Here is a 22,862-nt window from a genome sequence, read left to right on the forward strand (position 1 = left end):
ATGTCGACGACTTCCGTTGTTCGGTCCCGGTTCCCAAGGGGCACCGCCCGCGCCGAAAAGCTGGCCGGTTCGCCCGCCCGGTTCCTCGACAGCGTCGGCCACGTCGGCTGGTTCGTCGTCCAGGCCGTCGGGTCCATCGGCCACGCGCTGCGCAACTACCGCAGGGAGATGCTGAGGCTCATCGCCGAGATCGGCATGGGCACCGGTGCCATGGCCGTCATCGGCGGCACCGTCGCCATCGTCGGCTTCGTGACCCTGTCCGGCGGCTCGTTGATCGCCATCCAGGGCTTCGCGTCGCTTGGCAACATCGGCGTCGAGGCCTTCACCGGATTCTTCGCCGCGCTGGTCAACGTCCGCATCGCCGCGCCGGTGGTGGCGGGCCAGGCGCTGGCTGCGACGGTCGGCGCAGGCGCAACCGCCGAGCTTGGCGCGATGCGTATCAGCGAGGAGATCGACGCGCTCGAAGTCATGGGCATCAAGTCGATCTCGTACCTGGTGTCGACGCGCATCCTGGCCGGCTTCGTCGTCATCATCCCGCTGTACGCGATGGCGATCATCATGTCCTTCCTGTCCGCGCAGATCACCACGACGTTGTTCTACGGCCAGTCGACGGGCACCTACGAGCACTACTTCCGGACGTTCCTGCGCCCCGACGACGTGATGTGGTCGTTCGTGCAGGCGATCATCATCTCGGTGATCGTGATGCTCAATCACTGCTACTACGGCTTCTACGCCAGCGGCGGCCCCGTCGGCGTCGGCGAGGCCGTGGGCCGCTCGATGCGGGCCTCGCTCATCGCGATCGTCCTGGTCGTCCTGTTCGCTTCGTTGGCGCTTTACGGCACCAACGCCAACTTCAACTTGACGGTGTAGCCGATGACCGCCCCCGGCCAGTTTCAGTCACCGATCAACAAGCCCAAGACGCCGCCGTACAAGATCGCCGGACTGGTGCTGCTGGTGGTCTTCGCCATCGTGGTGGCCCTGGTCTGGACCCAATTCCGCGGCGGCTTCGCCAATCCCGAGCGGCTGACGCTCATCTCGTCGCGGTCGGGCCTGTCGATGGACACGGGCAGCAAGGTCACCTACAACGGCGTCGAAATCGGGCGCGTCGTCGACATCGCACCCATCGAACGGGACGGCAACCAAGAGGCCAAGGTCTCGCTCGACGTCAACCGTCAGTTCATCCACCTGATCCCCGCGAACGTCGACGCCGAGATCAAGGCGACCACGGTGTTCGGCAACAAGTACATCGCCTTCTCGTCACCGAAGGACCCTGCGCCACAGCGCATCACGTCCAACGACCAAATCGTCGCGAAGAGCGTCACGACGGAGTTCAACACGCTGTTCGAGACCGTCGTGTCGGTCGCCAAGCAGGTCGACCCCATCAAGCTCAACCAGACGCTGACGGCCACCGCACAGGCGCTCGATGGACTTGGCGAGCGGTTCGGCCAGTCGATCGAGAACGGCAACACGATCCTCGACCAGGTCAATCCGCTGATGCCAAGACTCCGTGAGGACAATCAGCGGTTGGCCGACCTGGCCGAGGTGTACGCCGACGCGGCACCCGACCTGTTCGACGGGCTGAACAACCTCGCCACGACGGCCAAGACGCTCACCGACGAGCAGTCCAACATCGACAAGGCGCTGATCGCCTCGGTCGGGTTCGGCAACACCGGTGGTGAGGTCTTCGAGAAGGGCGGTCCATACCTGGTCCGCAGCGCCAAGGATCTGGTCCCGACCAGCGCCCTACTCGACGAGTACAGCCCCATGCTGTTCTGCACCATCCGCAACTACCACGACGTGAACCCGAAGATCGCGTCGTCGCTCGGTGGCAACGGCTACTCGCTGAACACGCACTCCGAGATCTTGTTCCCGGGCAATCCGTACGTGTACCCGGACAACCTGCCCCGGGTGAATGCGCACGGCGGTCCCGAGGGCAGGCCGGGCTGCTGGCAGCCGGTCACCAAGGATCTGTGGCCGATGCCGTACCTGGTGATGGACACCGGCGCCAGCATCGCGCCCTACAACCACATCGAACTGGGTCAGCCAATCGCCATCGAGTACGTCTGGGGTCGCCAGATCGGGGAGAACACGATCAACCCATGAAAATCACCGGTACAGCGATCAAGCTCGGCGCCTTGTCTCTGGTGCTGCTGCTCTTCACCGCGATCATCGTCGTGGTGTTCGGCCAGATGCGGTTCGACCGCACCACCAATTACAGCGCTATCTTCAAGAACGCCAGTGGATTGCGCGCCGGACAGTTCGTGCGCGCCTCCGGTGTCGAGGTCGGCAAGGTCGAGAACGTCAAACTTCTCGACGGCGGTGGTCGTGTTCAGATCGACTTCAATGTCGACCGGTCACTGGGGTTGTTTCAGGGCACGACTGCCTCGATCCGCTACCTGAACCTCATCGGTGACCGTTACCTGGAACTCAAGCGCGGTGACGACAACACGAAGCTGCCTGCCGGTGGCACCATCCCGATCGAGCGCACCGAGCCTGCGCTGGACCTCGACGCGCTGATCGGCGGTTTCCGACCGCTGTTCCGCGCGCTCGACCCCCAGAAGGTCAACACGATCGCCTCGTCGATCATCACGATCTTCCAGGGCCAGGGCGGCACCATCAACGACATCCTCGACCAGACCGCCTCCCTGACGTCGGCGCTGGCCGACCGGGACCAGGCCATCGGCGAGGTGGTCAAGAACCTCAACACCGTGCTCGCCACGACGGTCAAGCACCAACAGCAGTTCGACGAAACGCTGGTCAACTTCCAGACGCTGATCACGGGGCTGAAGAACCGGGCCGATCCCATCGCCAAGTCGGTCGCCGACATCAGCGACGCCGCGGGCTCGGTCTCCGACCTATTGGCGGAGAACCGGCCGCTGCTCCAGAAGACGGTCACCGACCTCGAGATCATTCAGCAGCCGTTGGTCGACCAGAAAGTCGAAGTGAACGACACGTTGATCAAGATCCCGAACGCGTTGAAGATCATCGGACGTGCCGGCGGTATCTACGGCGACTTCTTCAACTTCTACGCATGTGACGTCACGCTCAAGTTGAACGGATTGCAGCCGGGCGGCCCCGTCCGCACGGTCAAGGTCTGGTCGCAGCCATCGGGTAGGTGCACACCGCAATGAGGACCCTCGAGGGAGACAACCGGATCCGCAACGGGTTGATGGGCATCATCATCCTGGTGCTCGTCATCGGTGTCGGGCAGAGCTTCGCCAGCGTGCCGATGATCTTCGCGAAGCCCGTCTACTACGCGCAGTTCACCGATACCGGCGGCCTCAATGCCGGCGACAAGGTCCGCATCGCCGGCGTCGACGTCGGTGAGATCCGCTCCTTGTCCATCGACGGCGACAAGGTCGTCATCGGGTACTCGCTCGACGGCATCAGGATCGGTACCGACAGCCGGGCGAACATCCGCACCGACACCATCCTCGGTCGCAAGAACCTGGAGATCCAGCCGAAGGGCGCTACCGGGTTGAAGCCCAATGGCATTCTCCCGCTTGGTCAGACCACGACGCCCTACCAGATCTACGATGCCTTCTTCGACGTGACCAAGGCCGCCTCGGGGTGGGACACCGAGACGGTGAAGAAGTCGCTGAACGTGTTGTCGGACACCATTTCTCAGACCTACCCCCATCTCAGTGCTGCGCTGGACGGCGTTGCACGCTTCTCCGACACCATCGGCAAGCGCGACGGAGACATCAGGCAACTGCTCGCCAACGCCAACAAGATCGCAGGTGTGATCGGCAACCGCAGCGGGCAGATCAACGAACTGTTGACCGGCGCACAGACGTTGTTGGCCGCCATCAACGAGCGCACCTACGCGATCAGCCAGTTGCTGGAACGGGTGAGCGCCTTCTCCGCACAGGTGAAGGGCTTCATCGACGACAACCCGAACCTGAACAAGGTGCTGACGCAGCTCAACACGATCAGCGACGTCTTGGTGGCCAGGAAGTACGACCTGGTCGACACGCTGACGTCGCTGGCCAAGTTCACCGCGTCGCTGGCCGAGGCCATCGCGTCGGGTCCGTACTTCAAGGTCATGCTCGTCAACCTGGCGCCGTACTGGATCCTCCAGCCGTGGGTGGACGCCGCCTTCAAGAAGCGTGGCATCGATCCCAACGAGTTCTGGCGCAACTCCGGACTGCCCGAGTTCCGGTACCCGGATCCCAACGGCCAGCGCCAGGCGAACGGCGCGCCGCCTCCGGCCCCGACGCCGCTCGAGGGTACGGCCGAGCACCCGGGACCCGCAGTGATCGCCGGCTCGCCGTGCTCGTACGCGCCCGGTCCCGGAAACTTCCCGACCGCGGGCAACCCGATGCCGTGTGCGCAGGCCGAGAACGGACCGTTCGGATCAAACCCGTACGGCGCCAACACCTACGGACCGCCGGACGTGCTGGGACAGCCTGCGAATCCGGACGCGCCGCCGCCTGCTCCCGGCGTGCCAAGCGCCGCGTTCCCCGGTGAGTACCCGTCGGCCGTTCCCGGCGTCCCGCCGCCACCGTTCGTGCAAGGCCCGCCAGGGGCCAGGACGGTTCCGGTCACCCCAGGTCCGTCCGATCCGTACATCGCTCCTGGCTCGCTGCAGGGTGACGGCACCTCGCCGTTGCCGCCTGCGCTCGTCGGTCCTCCGCCGCCTGCCGGTCCGGGACCGGCGGTCGGCGGCGGCGGCGAACCGCTACCGGGCAATCCACCGTTCCTTCCGCCAGGCTCACAGGGATAGGGGGCAGCTGAGATGTCGACGATTTTCAACGTGCGCAACATGAAGTTGCCTGCCCTGACCAAGGCGACGGTCATCATCGGAACGCTGGTGGTGATCCTCGCGCTGCTCGCGGCGTACGCGGGTTACTACGTGTTCAACAAGCTGACCACCAACACGGTGACCGCGGAGTTCCCGCAGACGCTCGCGCTGTACCCCGGCGACAAGGTCCAGATCATGGGCGTGCGGGTCGGTCAGATCGACACGATCGAACCGGCCGGCGACAAGATGCGGGTGACGTTCCATTACGACTCGAAGTACAAGGTGCCGGCCAACGCGACGGCCTCGATCCTGAACCCGAGCCTGGTCGCCTCGCGGACGATCCAGCTGGCCCCCGCCTACACCGGCGGCCCGGTGATGGAAAGCGGTGCGGTGATCCCGATGGATCGCACGCAGGTGCCCGTCGAGTACGACGAATTGCGGGATTCGATCAACCGCATCCTGACCGATCTGGGGCCGACCAAGGAGCAGCCCAAGGGTCCCTTCGGTGACGTCATCGAGTCGTTCTCCAACGGGCTCGAAGGCAAGGGCGAGCAGATCAACAAGACGCTCAACGGGCTCTCGGAGGCGTTGACGACGCTGAACTCGGGGCGCGGGGACTTCTTCGGGGTGATCAAGAGTTTGGCGCTGTTCGTCAATGCGCTGCATCAGAACGATCGCCAGTTCGTGGCGCTCAACGACAACCTGGCGCAGTTCACGAACTCATTCACCAACACCGACAACGAGGTCTCCACGGCGCTACAGGACCTCAACCAATTGCTCACCACCACCAGGGGTTTCCTGAACCAGAACGGTTCGGTGTTGACCAAGGACGTCAACAACCTCGCCGACGTGACGAATGCGATCCTGCAACCCGCGCCGCGGAATGGCCTCGAAACGGGCCTGCACGTCTATCCGAACCTGGCCGCCAATATCGTCAACATCGCCTCACCCAACGCCGGCGGCATCGTCGGTCTGCCGGTGATCAACAACTACGCGAACCCGATGCAGTTCCTGTGCAGTGCAATTCAGGCGGGCAGCCGGTTGGGTTATCAGGACTCGGCGGAAATGTGTGCGCAGTATCTGGCGCCGATCCTGGATGCCACCAAGTTCAACTACCCGCCGTTCGGGCTCAATCAGATCACCGCGGCGATGACGTTGCCCAAGCAGATCGCGTACTCCGAGCAGCGGTTGCAGCCGCCGCCGGGCTACAAGGACACCACGGTGCCGGGCATCTTCTCCCGTGACACGTTGTTCTCCCACGGCAATCACGAGCCGGGTTGGACGGTGGCGCCGGGGATGCAGGGCGTGGACGTGCAGCCGTTCACCCAGAACATGCTGACCCCGGAGTCGTTGTCGGAGTTGATGGGTGGCCCCGACATCGTCGCGCCGGATGCGCCGTACGCATTCGGGGTCAACGACGGCCGGCTGCCTGGGCCGCCTAATGCCTACAGCGAGAACCAGCCGTTGCCGCCGCCGTGGTACCCGCAGCCTGGCCCGCCGCCGATACCCGCGCCGGGTGTCATTGCCGGTGATCCACTTGGCGCCATCGCGCCTGCCGCTGGGCCGCCCCCGGCGCCCGCAGCCGCGGGTCCGGCGTTGCCCGCTGAAGCAGGAGGCAACTGATGCTGAAGCTGAAGCGTCCGAAGTTGGGTACCGTCGCGCGGCGCGGCGGCGCACTGGCCGCCGCCGCGGTGACGCTGACGTCCTGCGGCTGGCAGGGCATTGCCAACGTGCCCTTGCCCGGTGGACCCGGCTCCGGCTCGGACAAGATGACCATCTACGTCCAGATGCCAGATACGTTGGCGCTCAACGTGAACAGCCGTGTCCGCGTCGCCGACGTGTTCGTCGGCAGCGTGCGTGCGATCGAGTTGAAGAACTGGGTTGCGACGCTGACGCTAGACGTTCAACCCGGCCTGAAGCTGCCGTCCAACACCCTTGCCGCCATCGGCCAGACCTCGCTGCTCGGTTCGCAGCACGTGGAACTCGACGCGCCGCCCGACCCGTCGGGCCAACTGCTGAAGAGCGGGGACACCATCCCGCTGGCGCACTCGAGCTCATTCCCGACCACCGAGCGGACGCTGGCCAGCATCGGCACCATCCTGACCGGCGGCGGCATCCCCAACCTCGAAACGATCCAGACCGAGGTCGCCAACATCTTGGGTGGGCGGGCAGATCAGATCCGAGACTTCCTTGGCAAGCTCGACACCTTCACCGCGCAGCTGAACGCTCAGCGCGCGGACATCACAAGGGCCATCGATTCGACCAACAAGCTGCTGTCCATCGTGGCTGCGCGTGACGACACCCTGAATCGCGTGCTCACCGAGTTCCCGCCGCTGATCAAGCACTTCTCCGACACGCGGGATCTGTTCGCCGACGCGGTAACCGCACTAGGCCGGGTCAGCAAGGCCACCGACGACTCGCTGTCGGCGGCCAACCCGGACCTGCATCGCAACTTCCAGAACCTGCAGCGTCCGCTCGTCCAACTGGGCAAGGCCTCGCCGTACCTGCTCGGTGCGCTGAAGGTCATCGGTACCGCCCCCTTCAGCATCGAGAACGTGCCGAAGGCCATCCGCGGCGACTACATCAACGTGTCGCTCAACGTCGACCTGACCCTGTCCGCGCTCGACAACGGCGTGCTCAGCGGTACCGGGGTTTCCGGCATGCTGCGGGCCCTCGAGCAGGCCTGGGGTCGCGATCCCGCCACGATGATTCCCGACGTTCGGTTCACCCCGAACCCGCACGATGCGCCAGGCGGTCCACTGGTCGAGAGAGGTGAGTGAGCGATGCTGACTCGCTTCATCAAGATCCAGCTGATCCTGTTCACGATCCTGACGATCATCGCCCTGACTGCGCTGGGGTGGTACTACCTGCGGTTGCCTGCCGTGGCGGGCATCGGGCAGTACACGCTGTACGCCGAGTTGCCACGGTCGGGCGGGCTGTACTCGACGGCCAACGTGACGTACCGCGGCACCCAGATCGGCAAGGTCACCGACGTGGTGCCCACCGAGCGGGGCGCCAAGGCGACGATGAGCATCGACAGCAACTTCAAGATCCCGGCCGACGCCTCGGCCAACGTGCACTCCGTCTCGGCGATCGGCGAGCAGTACCTCGACCTGGTGTCGACGTCGGACAAGCAGGGGAAGTTCCTGAGCCCAGGCTCCACCGTCGCTACCGGCACGGTGCCCAGTGAGGTCGGGCCTGCACTCGATGCAGCCAACAAGGGTCTTGCGGTGTTGCCCAAGGAGAAGATCGACTCGCTGCTGACGGAGACGTCTCAGGCCGTTGGCGGGCTTGGTCCCGCGTTGCAACGCCTGGTGGACTCGACGACGGCCATAGCGAGCGACTTCAAGGACAACCTTCCGCAGGTCGACGACATCATCAACAACTCGACGCCCATCCTGAACAGTCAGGTCGAGTCGGGTGACGCGATCTCGCAGTGGGCCAAGAACCTCAACGTCATCGCGGCGCAGACGGCCCAGCAGGACGGCGCATTGCGTAGCGGACTGCAGCAGGCCGCCCCGACTGCCGACCAGCTCAACAGTGTCTTCGGCGGGGTTCGGGACGCGCTGCCGCAGACACTGGCGAACCTGGCGGTCGTCACCGACATGCTCAAGCGCTATCACGCTGGGCTCGAGCAGGCGTTGGTGATCCTGCCGCAGGGCGCGACGGTCGCTCAGGCCGGCACGATCTTCGAGGGCGAGGGGCTGCTGCACTTCGGGCTGTCGATCAACCAACCGCCACCGTGCTTGACCGGCTTCCTCCCTGCCTCGGAATGGCGCTCGCCCGCCGACACTTCGACTAAGCCACTGCCCGACGGGTTGTACTGCAAGATCCCGAAGGACTACCAGGGCAACGTCGTCCGCGGCGCACGCAACTATCCCTGTGCGGACGTGCCCGGCAAGCGCGCGGCCACCCCGGCGGAGTGCCACAGCAACGCGCCGTACGAGCCGATGGGCACCAATCCGTGGTACGGCGACCCGAATCAGATTCTGACGTGCCCGGCGCCCGGCGCACGGTGCGATCAACCGGTCAAGCCCGGCTACGTCATACCTGCCCCGACGATCAACAACGGCATGAACCCGTTGCCAGCCGATCAGTTGCCGCCACCCCAGTCGACGGCACCGATCAGTGATCCACTAACCGCGCCCGGCCATGGCTCGGTCAGCTGCAGTGGACAGCAGCCCAACCCGTGCATCTACACTCCGGCAGCAGGGTCGACCGCGATATACAGCCCGTCCAGCGGGACGGTCGTCGGGCCAGACGGAGTGAACTACTCCGTCAACAACTCAAGTGATCCAGGAGAAAACGGATGGAAGGAGATGCTGGCACCAGCCAGCTGAACCCCACCGGACCAGACACCGATACGTCGGAGCAGTCCGACGCACAATCCGCTACAACGCAGGAACAACCCGCAGACGTCGGGTCGGACGGCGACGTCGTGCCCGCCGCTGAACCCGAGGACGTGCGCCGTCAAGAGCGCATCGGTCGCGGTTGGCTCGTCGGGATATGCGCCGGCCTGCTCGTGCTGACGTTGGGCGTCGCGTTCGGCGGCTACACCGCGTTGCACGCGCACGACCAGAGTGCAGTGATGGCGCGGGAGGACGCACTCGCCTTGGCGCGTGCCAAGGAATGCGTGACCGCGACCCAGGCGCCCGACGTGGCGACCCTGACTGCCAGCCAGTCGAAGATCATCGAATGTGCGACGGGTGACTTCGCCGTGCAGGCCAACCTGTTCACGGGCATATTGGTCGAGGCCTACCAGGCCGCCAACGTCGCGGTGAAGGTGTCCGACATGCACGGCGCCGTCGAGAAGCACAACGACGACGGATCGGTCGACGTGCTCGTCGCGGTACGGGTGAAGGTGACCAACTCACAGGCCGCCAATCAGGAGCAGGGCTACCGGTTGCGGGTGAAGATGGCTCCGGCCGACGGCACCTACAAGGTCGCCAGACTCGACCAGGTCACGTCGTGACAGCGGTACTCGAAGACACCGTCGAGTCGGAGCAGGCCGCCCCGATTAGGTACGCCTCCTGGGGTGCTCGGCTCGGGGCCATCGCGTTGGACCTGCTCCCGGGTATCGCGGTGATCGCGACGCTGGGGGTGCTGGCGTATACGACGAATCCGGACAGCTGGCTGCGCTGGACGTTCGTGGCCGTCCTGGCACTGACGGTGGTCGCGATGGTCGTCAATCGCGTGCTGCTGCCTGCGCTGATCGGGTGGACGCTGGGCCGCGCGGTGTTGAGCATTCGCGTGGTTGGGGCCAACGGACAGCCAACGGGTGTGCTCCGCGTGCTACTCCGCGAATTCGCCCATCTACTCGATACGGCGGCGGCGTTCGTCGGGTGGTTCTGGCCACTGTGGGACAGCCGTCGCCGGACCTTCGCCGACATGCTGGTGCGCACCGAGGTGCGCGTCGTGGAAGGGCCGAAGCGCAACGTCCGCAGGCTCGCGGCGGTTGTGCTCGCGGCAGCGGCGCTGCTCTGCGTGGCCGGTGCGGGACTTGGATACCTGGTGGAGTACCGCCACGACCGGGCCGTCGATCAAACACGCACCGAGCTCACCGAGCAGGGGCCGCGAATCGTCGAGCAGATGCTGAGCTACAGCAAGGACTCCATGGTCGACGACTTCGCGAAGGCGCAGGCGCTGGTCACCGACGATTACCGCCCCCAGTTGATCGCCCAACAGACCGCGGCGCAGAAGGCAGGTGTGACGGCCAACGAGTACTGGGCCGTCAGCAGCGCCGTGCTGTCCGTCGAACCCGAGCGGGGCGCGATGTTGATGGCGTTGCAGGGCCAGCGCGGGTCTGATCCCAAGGACCTGAAGTTCATCACCGCCACGGTGCGCGCCGACTTCGAGAAGATCGACGGACGTTGGCGCGTGGGCACTCTCACGGTGCTGAAGAAACCTCAATCGAACGCACCCAGCCAGTGAGCCCACGCATCAAGGTTGACCCACAGGTCAGCGACTACTTCACCTTTTCCCTACGGAAACCACTGAGGTGGGGGCTGCCCGTCACCGCGATCGTGTCCGCGCTCGTCGTGGCCGCCGCGTTGGCCGGAAGCATCTTCATGTTGGTCGGTCATGAGAGTGACCGCCGGACTCAAGTCAGGGATGCGACGTCACTCGGCTGCGTGCGTGGCTTCATGACGAACTACACGACGTTGGACCCGTTCCACGCCAACGCCTATACGGACCGGGTCATGGCGCAGGCTACGGGTGAGTTTCTCAAGCAGTTCAAGGAGAAGCTGAACGAGATCGTCATCCAGGTCGCGCGCGCGGAACCCACCACGGGCACCGTCGTCGAGGCCGGCGTACAGCGCTGGAACGACAACGGCAGCGCCGACGTCCTGGTGGCCACCAAGATTTCGACGAAGGCGCCGGACGGAAAGACCACCATCGAGAGTGGAAACCGTTGGGTCGTAACGACTACCGAGGAAGGGCAGCAGTGCAAGATCAGCAACCTGATTCAAGTGATCTGAACACCGACGAAGACGCCGCCCTCTTGCCCGAGGGAAAGGCCGCGCGTCGGCGCCATCGGATGCCCCGCCAGAAGCTGCGGCAGGCCGGAGCCGAAGGCACCGACGACGTGTCCGTCGAGCCCAAAGCTGACGTTCACGTCGAGCCGGAGGCTGAAGCTCAAGCCGAGTCCGTGCCGGTGGCGGCTGAGGCAGTCGTCGAACCCGAACCCGAACCCGAGGTGGTCGTCGAGCCCGAGCCCGAGCCGGTGACCCGCCGCAGCCGTTTTCCATGGCGCCGAGCCAAGGCGGCCGCACCGGAGTCAACGACGGACGAGCCGCAACCCGAAGTCGCGGTTGCGGAGCCCGAATCGGAGCCGGCCGAAGCTGCCGAGCATGCCGAATCTGAAACTCCCACAGTCGAATCCGAGGATATCGAGTCCGGCGACCCCGAGGACTCGGAGCCGGAACTCATCATGGTTCCGCACCGTCCGGCGGGCCGGAGGCTGAAGGCTGCCGCGATCGTCGCGGGCGGACTGTTCGTTGCGGCCGCGGCCTTTGCGGGTGCGACGCTGCAGCCGTATCTCGTCGACCGGGCCGAGGTGCAGACCAAGCTCGACGTCGCACGCACCGCTCAGGCCGGCATCACGACGTTGTGGACGTACACGCCAGACGACATGGACAAGTTGGACGAGCGGGCCGCGAAGTACCTCGGCGGTGACTTCGCCAAGGACTACAAGGAGTACATCGGGCGCATCGTCGCGGCCAACAAGCAGGCGCAGATCTCGAACAGCACCCAGGTACTCGGGGCCGCAGTGGAATCGCTGACGCCGACCGAGGCCACCGCGATCATCTACACCAACTCCGTGGCAACCAGTCCGGTCACGAAGGGCATACCGTCTCTGCGCTATCTGTCCTACCGGCTGCAGTTGGAACGCCGCGACGGACGCTGGCTGATCACGTCGATGACGGCCATCACTTCGCTGGACCTGACGCCGCGGCTGTAGCGCAACCCAGGCGCAATGACCATGGAATCGCCTGTCTCCCACCGGATGACGGTAGTCGGCCTGCTGTTGTTGACGTTTGCCACCGGACTGGTGGATGCGGTCAGCGTGCTGGTGCTCGGTCACGTCTTCGTGGCGAACATGACGGGCAACGTGATCTTCCTCGGGTTCTGGTTGGTGCCGCACTCCGGGGTGGACATGATGGCGGCGGTGGTCGCGTTCCTGTGCTTCGTCGCCGGAACGGTGATCGGCGGGCGACTCGCACGTCATCTCGATCACGACGTGCGACGCTGGTTGGTGATCGCGCTCGGGCTGGAAGTCGTGATGATGATCGCGCTCGCCGTGCTGGCGGGCAGCGGGGTGGTCCACTACCACGACAACGGAAAGTTGGTCCTCATCGCCGGGCTCGCGGTGACCTTCGGCAGCCAGAACGCGACCGCGCGCCAGTTCGGCATCCAGGAACTCAGTACCACCGTGCTGACGTCCACGATCGTGGGCATCGGGTTCGACAGCAGGCTGGCCGGCGGCACCGGGCAGCGGGAAAAGCTGCGCTATGCCGTCGTGCTGACGATGTGCGCCGGCGCAGGTGTTGGAGCCACCCTGACGCTGGTGGCCGTCGCACCGATCATTGCGCTCGCGGGACTCGTGGTCGCGACCAGCCTTGGGATCTTCGCGTTCGGTCCCGCCCGGCTCCCGACCCCCGACGGCTAGCCTGAATCCCATGCCATCAGTACTCGTTACGGGCGCAGGCCGAGGTATCGGACGGTCCATCGCCGAACATCTCGCCGGCCGCAACTGGGACGTCATCGCGGGGGTACGCACCCAACGGGATGCCGACGCCATCACGTCGGCCAATCCGCAGCGCATCTCCGCGGTCATCCTGGACGTGACCAACGACGATCACCTCGAACAGCTCGCCGAAACGCTGCCCGTCCACCTCGACGCCGTCGTGAACAACGCGGGCATCGTCGTCCCAGGGCCGATGGAAGCGGTCACCACGGCAGATTGGCGTAAGCAGTTGGACGTCAACGTGATTGGCCAGCTGGCCGTGACTCGCGCGGTGCTGTCGCGGCTGCGGAGTACCCGCGGCCGAGTGGTGTTCATCTCGAGTGTCAACGGCCAGTTGGTGTTCCCGCTGATGGGCGCCTACTGCGCCTCGAAGTTCGCCCTCGAGGCCGCGGCGGAATGCCTGCGGATGGAACTTCGGCCCTGGGACATCCCGGTCGTCGTGGTGGAACCGGCTCAGACGGACACGGATATGTGGGAGACGGCGCCCGACATGGTCGCGGATGCCGAGGCCGCGCTCACTCCCGCCCACCGCGAGCTGTACGCGAAGCACATCGCAGGCTTCAAGAAGCGCATCCCGCTGTCGCAGAAGTTGGCCGTCGCGCCCGAGAAGGTGGCTGCCGTCGTCGAACGCGCCCTGACCACGAGACGGCCGCGGCCGCGATACGTCGTGGGTGGGGCGCCCAAGGTGCAGGCCGCGCTCATGACCAAACTGCCCATCGCCGTGCGCGATCGGGTGCTACGCAAGGTCGGGGGACAGCCGTAGCGCGCACGCGTACTCAGCTGAAGGCAAGCCAACTGGGTAGCGCGCGCTCGCGGGAATCGCACAACACCTGGTAGGTGTCGCAGGACCCCTTGGGAACCCCAGAACCTGCCCACATGCCACCGGTGTCGCGGCGCAGCACGATCGCCGACGAGCCGCCGCCGTCGAGCAAGATCGCGGTGTCGCTGCCCAATGCGCGGAAGAGATCCTGGATCTGGTCGGGGGTATAGCTGCCGCCCTGGAATACGTACATCTCGTCGCGGTCGCGTGCGTAGGCAAGCGCGGTGCGGGCGGCGCTCGGGCCGCCGTCGTTCATCTGTCCGGTGTCGCCCGGGGCGAGCAGACCGAGCCCGCTGACCGCTACGAAGCGCGTGCCTTTCGCCATCAGGTCGGCGATCACCGGGGAAGCTGCGTCGTAGTCGCCATTGGACTTTGGCGTGATCACGAACGGAGCACCACCGACCGGGAGGATCATCGTCGTCAAGGCGGTCCAGACCTCGTCCCCGCCTGAGAGTGCCTGCTTGCCTGCGTAGGCGACGGTGCCCGTGACGGCAGCATTGGCCTTGCCTTGTCCGCGGGTGTTGTCGACGTAGGCGCCAAGGGGTGAGCTGCACCCGGTTTGCTTCCAGGACCCGCCCTTCTGGCCGCGTACGTCGAAGAAGTTGGCGTTGATCGCGATGGTCGGCTGCCCGAGCGCCTGCCACGCCTGCAGCGGGGAGTAAGTTTCGGAGGCCTGCCACAGACCCTCGCTGGTTCGCGCGCCTGCGCTTCGCTCGCAGCGAGATTGGTAGCCGGAGTGGGAGTCGACGAGCAGCCGCGGGGTGAGTTTCTGCGACGCGTTCTTGATGATCATCAGGTGGCCGCCGCTGGACAGTTCGTACCAGCTGCCACCGGCGTTGAGCATCGGTGCCGGGTTGCCGCCGCCGAAGTTGTACACCAGGTAGCGGCCCTTGGTGTTGGCGATCGCGCTGGCCAGCAACTCCCGACCGTCGGCCGCGTTGGCGGTGGGTACTCCAGCCGTCGCGGCGACGGCAGCGCAAACGACCGCCGCCGTCGCAGACGCGACGAAGCGGCGGAATTTCGCGGGTCTGTGCAGCACAGTCGCCCCTTCGCCAGAATTGACAGTTAGTTAACAATAATCACAGCGAACACACTGTCAACTTTCATCACAGCTACATCACGCTTCGGTGGCGAGCGAATCACGTTGGCGCCGAGGGAATTTGCCACCCACGCCCGTTAGTGCGGCTTGCCCCTCGGGCAAGCACTCATCAGCGTGAAGGGGGTGCGAGCCGATAGATGGCATCGGCCTGGTCGTCGGTGATGTACACAGCGCCGTCCGGGCCGACGAGCGCCGCAACGGGCCGACCCCACCGTGAGCCATCGGCGTCCTGAAAGCCGCCGACGAGCGTCTGCTGATTGCCAAGACTTCCGTGCTGCCACGGGTAGAAGGACACCTCGGGCGCCCGCGGTGGCTGCCGGTTCCACGACCCGTGTACGCCGACCAGTGCACCGTGTGCGTACGGAGCGGGCAGCGCGCCGTCGACGAAGCTCAACCCGAGCGGGGCCGAATGCGCGGCCATGCTCTGCTCGATCGGCGGTAGCGCGGCGCAGTCGAGCTTGCTGCCGTCAGCATTGGTCTGGACGTCGCGGATCAACGGGAGGTTGGCGGGACCGCCATCGGGATTGCAGTAGGGCCAACCCAATTCGCGGCCCAGGGTGAGCTTCGCGATCGACTCGGGAGGATGATCGCCGACGTAGTCACCGACCACCTGGCCGTACGACGGACCGGCATCGGGGACCGCGACGTTGTCACGATTGTTGACGGCGGTCCAGAGGGACCCATCCGGCGCGATTGCGAGCCCGGTGCCATTGCGCACCCCTGTCGCGAAGATCTGAGCGGGACCGCCGCCCGGCGGGATGCGCATGACGGTGGCCCGCTGCGGGTTCGCAGTGCGGTCCCCGGCTGAGACGTTGCCGGTCGAACCGATCGAAAAATACACGGCGCCATCGGGTCCCACCGCAAGACTCTTCAGTGCGTGCGCGTAGGACCCACCCAGCTCCGGGCTGCCGGCATCGGGCAGGCCCGTGGCGACGAAACGTGGAGGCGAGGTCGTCTCGTTGGCGTACTCGAACGCATCTATCCGATTGCTCTCGGCCACGTACAGCGTCGAACCTGCAAAGGCGATGCCGTGAGGCTGGTCCATGCCCCCGATGAGGAGTCCCATGCGTGGGCCCGCACCCGTGGGTTCCAGCCGCGCTACCTGCCCGGCGCCGGGTATCGACACCAACAGGTTTCCGTCCGGAGCCCAGGCCGCCAAGCGCGGCTTGGGCAACCGCGCCCAGACTGACAGCGTCCAACCCTTGGGTACCAACGCTTTCCGAGGCACGTCGAACGGCGCCTGCGCCATGTCGTCCTGCACTTTGACGGCCACCTCGACGAGGCCCGCTTCCGAGGCAGGCTTCGTCGTCGCGGTGGGCGGCGCGGGGGTCGACGAACATCCCGCGAGCAACAAGAGCCCAACGAGCCCGATGCGCAACGATTTACGCGGCAGCAAGGCCCGCATGCATCTCCCAGACCAGGATTTCGGACGGTTCGGTCGCGACGACCCGTTGCCCTCCGGACGCGGTGAAGCGCACGGCGTCACCCTCTTGTAGTGAGCCGGCACCCTCCAGTGTGACCTCGCCGCGCGGCACGAACAGGTGCAGGTATGGGGCGACGGGTAGTTCGACGCCGTCGCCGGGCTGCATACGGGCGACGCGCAGGGCGGCATACCGGTTCCGAATGGTGATGGCAGCATCGTCGGCGTGCTCGGGCATGCCGGACGCGACCGTCACCAGCCCACCTCGGAGCAGTTCGTCGTCGATTTCCAATTGCTGATAGCCAGGGGTGAGGCCGGACTCATCGGGGGCCACCCACATCTGCACGAAGTGCACGGGTTCGTGATGGGCCTGGTCGCCGGTGAGCGTCCACGAATCGTTCTTCTCGGAGTGCATGATGCCACGTCCGGCCGACATCCGTTGTGCCAGACCGGGATAGATGACGCCGGAGTGCCCGGTGGAATCCTGGTGCACCAGTGACCCGCGCAGCACCCAGGTGACGATTTCCATGTCGCGATGAGGGTGGGTTTCAAATCCGCTGCCGGGGTTCACCTGGTCGTCGTTGTTGACCAGCAGTAGCCCGTGGTGGGTGTTCTTGGGGTCGTAGTGCGATCCGAACGAGAACGAATGCTTGCTGTCGAGCCACGAGATCTTGGTGGCGGCACGGTCCGCCGCGCGTCGGATCTCGGCGGTTTCGATGCTGGTCATGGGATCCCTCCTCGGGAGGCCTTCGCCAGCCTAGGTGGCAGGCACTGGACACGACAACATGAATGATGTGTCATGTATTCCATGTGGCTATCCAGTGACGAACAACGGGTGTGGCGCGACTACCTGACGATGACGGGGCGGCTGCAGATCGCCATGAACCGCCAGCTGCAACGCGACTGCGGGCTGTCCCTGGCTGACTACGACGTGCTCGTCGCGCTCGACGAACGCCCCGGTTGTCGGATCTCCGAGTTGGGGGACCGACTGGGCTGGGAGCAGAGCCGGTTGTCACACCAGCTGTCTCGGATGCGGACCCGCGGACTGGTACTGCGCCGCGGCGCCGACGACGACCGCAGAGCGGCGACCATCGAGCTCACGAAGGACGGAAGGAGTGCCCTGGACGCCGCGGCGCCCGGGCACGCGAAGTTGGTTCACGACGCGGTCTTCGCGGATGTGCGTGCCAGCGACCTACGCGCGTTGCAACGCTGGACGTCGGGGGTACTGGAGCGGTTGGAAGCCCGCCCCGGCATGTCACAAGGTCCGCGGTAGCCCGAACTTCTCGAACAACCCGTCGGCGTGGAACGCCACCACGTGCGTGACGCCCTCGGGGCCGACTTCGAGCACGTGCAGTTGGAACTCCTCGTGCAGGCCGGTTTCGCGGTTGAGCATGTAGAGCGCGGCGGCGGGCTGGCCGTTGGCGGTGGTGCGCACGAACTGCATGTCGCCTGCGCCCTCGGCTGGGCAGTGCGTCTTGGACAGCAGGACGATGTGCTCGGGACCCTGATACCAACCGTCGAACGGCGGCATCTCGAACACCGCTTCGGCTGTGAACAACTCGACGAGCTTGTCCATGTCGTAGGACTCGAACGCGTCGATGTAGCGAGTCAGCAGATCCTGCGCCTCCGGGGACTCCGGCAGCGCCACCTGATGATCCTCACTGGGCTGGATCGAATCGAGTTGCGCGCGGGCCCGTTGCAGCAGGCTGTTGACCGCGGCCGTCGACGCACCGATGGCGACGCCCACCTCTGCGGCCTTCCATTGCAGGACTTCGCGAAGCACTAGCACGGCACGCTGACGGGGCGAGAGGTGCTGCAGCGCGGCGATGAAGGCCAGCCGCACCGACTCCCGGGATTCGGCGATCACCGACGGGTCCGACGGGTGCTCGTGTGGTGAGTCGGGTAGCGGCTCGAGCCAGGTGATCTCGTGATGCTCGGTGATGTCGCCCGATGGGTCCGACGCGGGCGCGCCCAACCCCGAAGGCAGCGGCCTGCGCTTGCGGCCTTCGAGCGAGGTCAGGCTGGTGTTCGTGGCGATGCGGTAGAGCCAGGTGCGAACCGACGACTTGCCCTCGAATTTGTCGTAGGCCTTCCACGCCCGCAGGTAGGTCTCCTGGACCAGGTCCTCGGCATCGTGGAGTGAACCCGTCATGCGGTAGCAGTGCGCCAGGAGTTCGCGCCGGTAGCGCTGGGCGTCGGCCAGGAACGCATCCTTGGACTCGAAACCGACCGGATCTTCTGCGAGCACGCTCACCCTGGCAACACTACCGACGCCCCCCGACAAGGTCAGTCAAAGGACAAGGTCCCCCCAAAGCGTCACAGGTGGTGTTTAGTGCCGCCAGCTAGTCTCCCCTGATGGCAACCACCCGCAGCGAGCGAAGCTTCGACGGCGTCGGCGGCACCCAAATCGTGTACGACGTCTGGACCCCCAACACGGACCCGACCGGGGTGGTGGTGCTCTGCCACGGCTACGCCGAACACGCGCGGCGATACGACCACGTCGCCGAGCGGTTCGGTGAGGCCGGGCTCATCACCTTCGCCCTTGACCTGCGCGGACACGGCCGCTCCGGCGGCAAGCGGGTGTATCTGAAGAACATCACCGAGTACACCGCTGACTTTCATCATCTGGTCGGGCTGGCCAGCGCCGCCTACCCAGAGCTCAAGCGCGTGGTGCTTGGCCACAGCATGGGCGGCGGCGTGGTCTTCGCTTACGGGGTCGAGCACCCCGACGACTACGCCCTGATGGTGCTGTCCGGTCCCGCGGTGTTCGCGCAGGACGCCGTGTCGCCCGTGATGATCGCCGTCGCCAAGGTGGTGGGCAGCGTGCTGCCCGGGCTACCGGTCGAGAACCTGCCCGCCGACGCCGTCTCTCGCGACCCCCAAGTGGTGGCTGCCTATGAGGCCGATCCACTGGTGCATCACGGCAAGCTGCCCGCCGGGATCGCCAAGGCACTAATCGGCGTCGGCGAGACGATGCCCCAACGCGCGTCGGCACTGACTGCGCCGCTGCTCGTCGTCCACGGGGGCCAGGACAAGCTGATCCCTGTCGCGGGCAGCACACGCCTTGTCGAGTGCGTGGCGTCCGAAGACGTCCACCTCAAGGTCTACCCCGAGCTCTACCACGAGGTGTTCAACGAACCGGAACGCGCGCAGGTGCTCGACGACGTCGTGTCGTGGATCGAGGTGCGGTTGTGAAAATCGTTGGCCGACATACCTTCTGGATGCTGACCGCCGTGTTGGTGCTCGCGGGGTGTGGGTCCGGGTCCAAGCCTGCCGCGTCCGCGCCATCGTCGACGTCGCCGACCTCGGTCGCACTGCCCGGCGGCTGGGTCGAAGACGAGGTCACGTTCCAGGCCGAGGGCGGGCTCACCATCCACGGCACGTACCGGCACCGTGCGGACACAGCGCCTGGTGCCGCCGCGGTGCTGATCTCCGAGAGCGGCAACACCGACCGCAACGGCGACAACGCGGTGGCAGGCCCGGTGGGCAACATGCGCCAGCTGGCGGAGTACCTGGCAGGCAAGGGCATCGCCACGTTGCGATACGACAAGGTCGGCACTGGCAAGACCGGGCTTGGCCCGTATGCCCTTCGTCCCAAGGACGTGGGCAGCGCCATCTACACGCTCGGTGCGCGCGCCGCAGCCGCCTTTCTCGCCACCCAGCCGGGGACCGACAAGTCCCGGATTTCCGCCTACGGACTCGGGGAGGGCACGGTCCACGCGCTGACGTTGGCCGCCACGCCGGCGCCCGGTGGCCCGACGATTCACTCCCTGGGGCTCTTCCAGCCGCTGCACGGCCGCTATCTCGACATCATCACCGGGCGCGTCCGCATCAGCGTCGCCGCCGACGTGAAGGCGAACGCCAAGACGCAACAGCAGGCGGACGACGTGCTGAACACCTGGCTCGCGGCCGTCGAGGAGATCCGTACCAAGGGCACGGTGCCCGCCACGCTGCCGGAGGGGCTCGGCGCGATCGTCAACGCGGGCAACGTAAAGGCCGTCATCGAATCCGACGCCATCGACCCGCTTGCGCTGGCTGCGAAACTGCCAGCGGGGACTCCGGTGCTTTTGACGTGCTCGGACTCCGACAGCCAGGCCAACTGTCCCGCCGAACAACCGCTGATCGACGCACTCGGTCACACGGCGCTGACCGTCGTCCAACTCAAGGGTGTCAACCATGTGTTGCGCGACGACCCGACCGACAACGTCGCGCAGTATGCCAAGCAGGACCCGTTGTCGCCGCAGCTGCTGACCGCGCTCGACGGGTTCGTCGGCAAGTGACAGTGGATACACTTCGGCCATGACGAGAACTGTTGTCGCCGAAGGGTATGGCGGGCCGGAAGTCCTTGCAGTACACGACGTCGACCTGCCGGCTCCCGGCCAAGGACAGGTGCTCGTCGAAGTCCGTGCGGCGGGTACCAACCCGCTCGACTTCAAGCTGTACAGCGGTCAGATGGGCCGAGACCCGGCCAAGCTGCCCATGCCGCTCGGGCTGGAGGCCTCGGGAACGGTCATTGCGGCCGCCCCTGGCGCGAGTGGATACACCGGAGGTCTGACAGTCGGCGACGAGGTGATCGTCACCAACGTTGACGCCGCCTACGCCCAGCGGGTGCTCGCCGAGGCCTCTGAGGTGGGGCATAAGCCTGCGGGGCTGTCATTCGAACAAGCTGCCGGACTGTTGTTGGTCGCCGGTACCGCGTGGCACCTGTTGACCAACACCAAGGTGGGGAGCAATGACACCGTGTTGATCCACGGAGCCAGCGGTGGCGTCGGCCTGATGGCGGTGCAGCTTGCGGTCGCCAGAGGAGCCAAGGTAATCGCCACCGCGAGCCCCGCCCGGCACGATCAACTGCGCAGCTACGGGGCCGAACCGGTCGCATACGGCGACGGGCTGGCCGACCGGGTGCGGGCGCTCGGTCGGGTGGACGCGGCGCTCGACCTGATCGGTACCGACGAGGCGCTCGACACGTCGGTGGCGCTGGTGGCCGACCGTGCGCGCATCGCAACCATCGCCGGGTTCGGGCGGGCCGCCGAGCTCGGTATCGCGGCGCTGACCGGCGCCGATGGGGGGCAAGCCATCCGCGATGCCTCGCGAGCGGAGATCATCGCGCTGGCGGCGGACGGCAAGTTGGAGGTAACGGTCGACAAGGTGTTTCCGTTGGATGAGGCACCCGAGGCGCACCGGTACCTGCAGACAGGTCACGCCCGCGGGAAAGTCGTACTGGTTCCTTAGCTTGAAGCTATGACTAGACAGCGAGAAGCGGAGCGGATCCGCGCATGACTGAAGACAAGATGCTGGCGCGTATCGCGGCCCTGCTGCGCCAGGCGGAGAACACCGACAACGTCCACGAGGCCGAGACGTTCATGGCGGCGGCGCAGCGGCTCGCCACCACGACCTCGATAGACCTGGCCGTGGCGCGGGCGCATTCGGCCACGCGCAGCAAGGCCCAGGCCCCCACGCAGCGGACCATCACCATCGGCAACGCAGGCGCGCGAGGCCTGCGAACCTACGTGCAGCTGTTCGCGGTCATCGCGGCGGCCAACGACGTGAAGTGCGACGTCGCGTCCAACTCCACGTTCGTCTACGCGTACGGGTTCGCCGAGGACATCGACGCCACCCACGCGCTCTACGCCGGCCTGGTCGTACAGATGGTGAAGGCGTCCGACTCGTACCTCGCCACCGGCGCACACCGGCCGACGCCGACCATCACCGCACGGCTGAACTTCCAGCTGGCGTTCGGCGCACGTGTCGGCCAGCGGCTGTGGGAGGCCCGTGACGATGCCAAGCGGGAGGTCGCACGGCAACCCGAGCGCAGTACGGGTACCGCACTTGCGTTGCGCAACAAGGACCTCGAGTTGAAGAGCTACTACCGGGAGGCGTCCAAGGCGCGCGGCACGTGGCGGGCCACCAGCGCGACGGCGGGTTATTCGTCAGCCGCGCGGCGGGCAGGCGACCGGGCCGGGCGCCGGGCCCGGCTTGGCCCCAGTGCCGAACTGTCCGGGCCGGGTAAGGCGTTGGAGGCCTAGCCGCACGTGCCCCGCGACGCGCAACGCTCGAAGGTCTATGCCGCAGAGGAATTCGTGCGGAAGCTCTTCGACCGCGTGGACAGCCACGCCAGCCGCGCGCTGGACTTCTTCGGTACCAGCGTCACACTGCCGCCGGAGGGCCGGTTCGGGTCCGTGGACGCGGTGCAGCGCTACGTGGACGACGTGCTCGCCCATCCCGCGGTGCGAGCGCGGTGGCCCGAACGCTCGCCCGTGACGGTGCGTGGGCGGCGTGGTGAGTCGGCGGCGCACTACGAGTGGACACCGGTCTCGGCCACCATCGCGGTGCCTGAACGTCAAACCACCTGGGCGCTGAGGGAACTGGTCGTGCTTCATGAGCTCGCCCATCACTTCAGCCAATCCGACCCCCCTCACGGTCCGGAGTTCGTCGCGACGTTCTGTGAACTCGCCGCCGCGGTGATGGGCGCCGAGGTCGGATACGTGCTGCGGGTCGTGTACGCCAAGGAGGGGGCGCGCTGAGCACGCG

The 22,862-nt window shown here is 66.1% G+C and carries 23 protein-coding genes; 19 read left to right on the forward strand and 4 right to left on the reverse strand.

The window, feature by feature from the left end; translation table 11 throughout:
* Genes SLQ30_RS05415 through SLQ30_RS05475 form a run of 13 tightly spaced genes read left to right on the forward strand, consistent with a single transcriptional unit; the run spans position 1 to position 13,755 of the window.
* Positions 1–870 (forward strand): ABC transporter permease, encoded by an 870-nt coding sequence (locus SLQ30_RS05415; protein ID WP_319447585.1) that lies wholly within the window; start codon positions 1–3, stop codon positions 868–870.
* A 3-nt stretch (positions 871–873) separates the two neighbouring features.
* Positions 874–2,103 (forward strand): MCE family protein, encoded by a 1,230-nt coding sequence (locus SLQ30_RS05420; RefSeq protein WP_319447584.1) that lies wholly within the window; start codon positions 874–876, stop codon positions 2,101–2,103.
* On the forward strand, positions 2,100–3,131 hold the full coding sequence (locus tag SLQ30_RS05425) for an MCE family protein (RefSeq protein ID WP_319447583.1): 1,032 nt from the start codon (positions 2,100–2,102) through the stop codon (positions 3,129–3,131). Before SLQ30_RS05420 ends, SLQ30_RS05425 begins: the two co-directional genes overlap by 4 nt.
* The gene (locus SLQ30_RS05430; RefSeq protein ID WP_319447582.1) at positions 3,128–4,726 is read left to right on the forward strand and encodes a virulence factor Mce family protein; all 1,599 of its coding nucleotides are present in this window, start codon (positions 3,128–3,130) and stop codon (positions 4,724–4,726) included. Before SLQ30_RS05425 ends, SLQ30_RS05430 begins: the two co-directional genes overlap by 4 nt.
* 12 nt (positions 4,727–4,738) lie before the next feature.
* The gene (locus tag SLQ30_RS05435; protein WP_319447581.1) at positions 4,739–6,367 is read left to right on the forward strand and encodes a virulence factor Mce family protein; all 1,629 of its coding nucleotides are present in this window, start codon (positions 4,739–4,741) and stop codon (positions 6,365–6,367) included.
* A complete protein-coding gene (locus SLQ30_RS05440; RefSeq protein WP_319447580.1) occupies positions 6,367–7,524 on the forward strand; it encodes a virulence factor Mce family protein in 1,158 nt (385 codons plus the stop codon). The genes SLQ30_RS05435 and SLQ30_RS05440 overlap by 1 nt, the downstream gene beginning before the upstream one ends.
* A gap of 3 nt (positions 7,525–7,527) precedes the next feature.
* Complete coding sequence (locus SLQ30_RS05445; protein ID WP_319447579.1) at positions 7,528–9,084, forward strand: MlaD family protein; 1,557 nt, start codon at positions 7,528–7,530, stop codon at positions 9,082–9,084.
* The gene (locus SLQ30_RS05450; RefSeq protein ID WP_319447578.1) at positions 9,054–9,716 is read left to right on the forward strand and encodes a hypothetical protein; all 663 of its coding nucleotides are present in this window, start codon (positions 9,054–9,056) and stop codon (positions 9,714–9,716) included. Before SLQ30_RS05445 ends, SLQ30_RS05450 begins: the two co-directional genes overlap by 31 nt.
* Positions 9,713–10,675: an RDD family protein gene (locus SLQ30_RS05455; protein ID WP_319447577.1), complete on the forward strand. Its 963-nt coding sequence runs from the start codon at positions 9,713–9,715 to the stop codon at positions 10,673–10,675. Before SLQ30_RS05450 ends, SLQ30_RS05455 begins: the two co-directional genes overlap by 4 nt.
* The gene (locus SLQ30_RS05460) at positions 10,672–11,223 is read left to right on the forward strand and encodes a mammalian cell entry protein (RefSeq protein WP_319447576.1); all 552 of its coding nucleotides are present in this window, start codon (positions 10,672–10,674) and stop codon (positions 11,221–11,223) included. The genes SLQ30_RS05455 and SLQ30_RS05460 overlap by 4 nt, the downstream gene beginning before the upstream one ends.
* Positions 11,190–12,206, forward strand: coding sequence for a mammalian cell entry protein (locus tag SLQ30_RS05465; RefSeq protein WP_319447575.1), 1,017 nt, complete (start codon positions 11,190–11,192; stop codon positions 12,204–12,206). Before SLQ30_RS05460 ends, SLQ30_RS05465 begins: the two co-directional genes overlap by 34 nt.
* A gap of 15 nt (positions 12,207–12,221) precedes the next feature.
* A complete protein-coding gene (locus SLQ30_RS05470) occupies positions 12,222–12,914 on the forward strand; it encodes a YoaK family protein (RefSeq protein ID WP_319447574.1) in 693 nt (230 codons plus the stop codon).
* A 10-nt stretch (positions 12,915–12,924) separates the two neighbouring features.
* Complete coding sequence (locus SLQ30_RS05475; RefSeq protein ID WP_319447573.1) at positions 12,925–13,755, forward strand: SDR family NAD(P)-dependent oxidoreductase; 831 nt, start codon at positions 12,925–12,927, stop codon at positions 13,753–13,755.
* A gap of 13 nt (positions 13,756–13,768) precedes the next feature.
* Here SLQ30_RS05475 and SLQ30_RS05480 read toward each other — a convergent pair whose 3' ends face one another.
* The 3 genes from SLQ30_RS05480 to SLQ30_RS05490 form a co-directional block, all read right to left on the reverse strand.
* Positions 13,769–14,851, reverse strand: coding sequence for a phosphodiester glycosidase family protein (locus tag SLQ30_RS05480; RefSeq protein ID WP_319447572.1), 1,083 nt, complete (start codon positions 14,849–14,851; stop codon positions 13,769–13,771).
* Positions 14,852–15,020: 169 nt separating this feature from the next.
* The gene (locus tag SLQ30_RS05485) at positions 15,021–16,316 is read right to left on the reverse strand and encodes a gluconolaconase (protein WP_319447571.1); all 1,296 of its coding nucleotides are present in this window, start codon (positions 16,314–16,316) and stop codon (positions 15,021–15,023) included.
* Positions 16,294–17,058: a pirin family protein gene (locus SLQ30_RS05490; protein ID WP_319447570.1), complete on the reverse strand. Its 765-nt coding sequence runs from the start codon at positions 17,056–17,058 to the stop codon at positions 16,294–16,296. Before SLQ30_RS05490 ends, SLQ30_RS05485 begins: the two co-directional genes overlap by 23 nt.
* Positions 17,059–17,130: 72 nt before the next feature.
* On the opposite strand from SLQ30_RS05490, the gene SLQ30_RS05495 reads away from it, so the two are divergent.
* Positions 17,131–17,604: a MarR family winged helix-turn-helix transcriptional regulator gene (locus tag SLQ30_RS05495; RefSeq protein ID WP_319447569.1), complete on the forward strand. Its 474-nt coding sequence runs from the start codon at positions 17,131–17,133 to the stop codon at positions 17,602–17,604.
* Here SLQ30_RS05495 and SLQ30_RS05500 read toward each other — a convergent pair.
* Positions 17,587–18,615 (reverse strand): sigma-70 family RNA polymerase sigma factor, encoded by a 1,029-nt coding sequence (locus SLQ30_RS05500; protein WP_413467933.1) that lies wholly within the window; start codon positions 18,613–18,615, stop codon positions 17,587–17,589. The two genes, SLQ30_RS05495 and SLQ30_RS05500, sit on opposite strands and share 18 nt — an antisense overlap.
* A 71-nt stretch (positions 18,616–18,686) precedes the next feature.
* Here SLQ30_RS05500 and SLQ30_RS05505 point away from each other — a divergent pair, with 71 nt between their 5' ends.
* The 5 genes from SLQ30_RS05505 to SLQ30_RS05525 are packed head-to-tail and all read left to right on the forward strand — an operon-like array spanning position 18,687 to position 22,855.
* Positions 18,687–19,526, forward strand: coding sequence for an alpha/beta hydrolase (locus SLQ30_RS05505; RefSeq protein WP_319447567.1), 840 nt, complete (start codon positions 18,687–18,689; stop codon positions 19,524–19,526).
* Positions 19,523–20,611, forward strand: coding sequence for a hypothetical protein (locus SLQ30_RS05510; RefSeq protein ID WP_413467934.1), 1,089 nt, complete (start codon positions 19,523–19,525; stop codon positions 20,609–20,611). The genes SLQ30_RS05505 and SLQ30_RS05510 overlap by 4 nt, the downstream gene beginning before the upstream one ends.
* Positions 20,612–20,630: 19 nt before the next feature.
* On the forward strand, positions 20,631–21,563 hold the full coding sequence (locus SLQ30_RS05515) for an NADP-dependent oxidoreductase (RefSeq protein ID WP_319447566.1): 933 nt from the start codon (positions 20,631–20,633) through the stop codon (positions 21,561–21,563).
* A 44-nt stretch (positions 21,564–21,607) separates the two neighbouring features.
* Positions 21,608–22,357, forward strand: a complete 750-nt coding sequence (locus SLQ30_RS05520; RefSeq protein WP_319447565.1) for a DUF2786 domain-containing protein — start codon at positions 21,608–21,610, stop codon at positions 22,355–22,357.
* 6 nt (positions 22,358–22,363) lie between these two features.
* Complete coding sequence (locus SLQ30_RS05525) at positions 22,364–22,855, forward strand: TIGR04338 family metallohydrolase (RefSeq protein ID WP_319447564.1); 492 nt, start codon at positions 22,364–22,366, stop codon at positions 22,853–22,855.
* The last annotated feature ends 7 nt before the right edge of the window (positions 22,856–22,862 follow it).

The sequence above is a fragment of the Mycobacterium sp. RTGN4 genome (genome assembly GCF_033804635.1).
In the GTDB taxonomy this organism is placed as follows: Bacteria; Actinomycetota; Actinomycetes; order Mycobacteriales; family Mycobacteriaceae; genus Mycobacterium.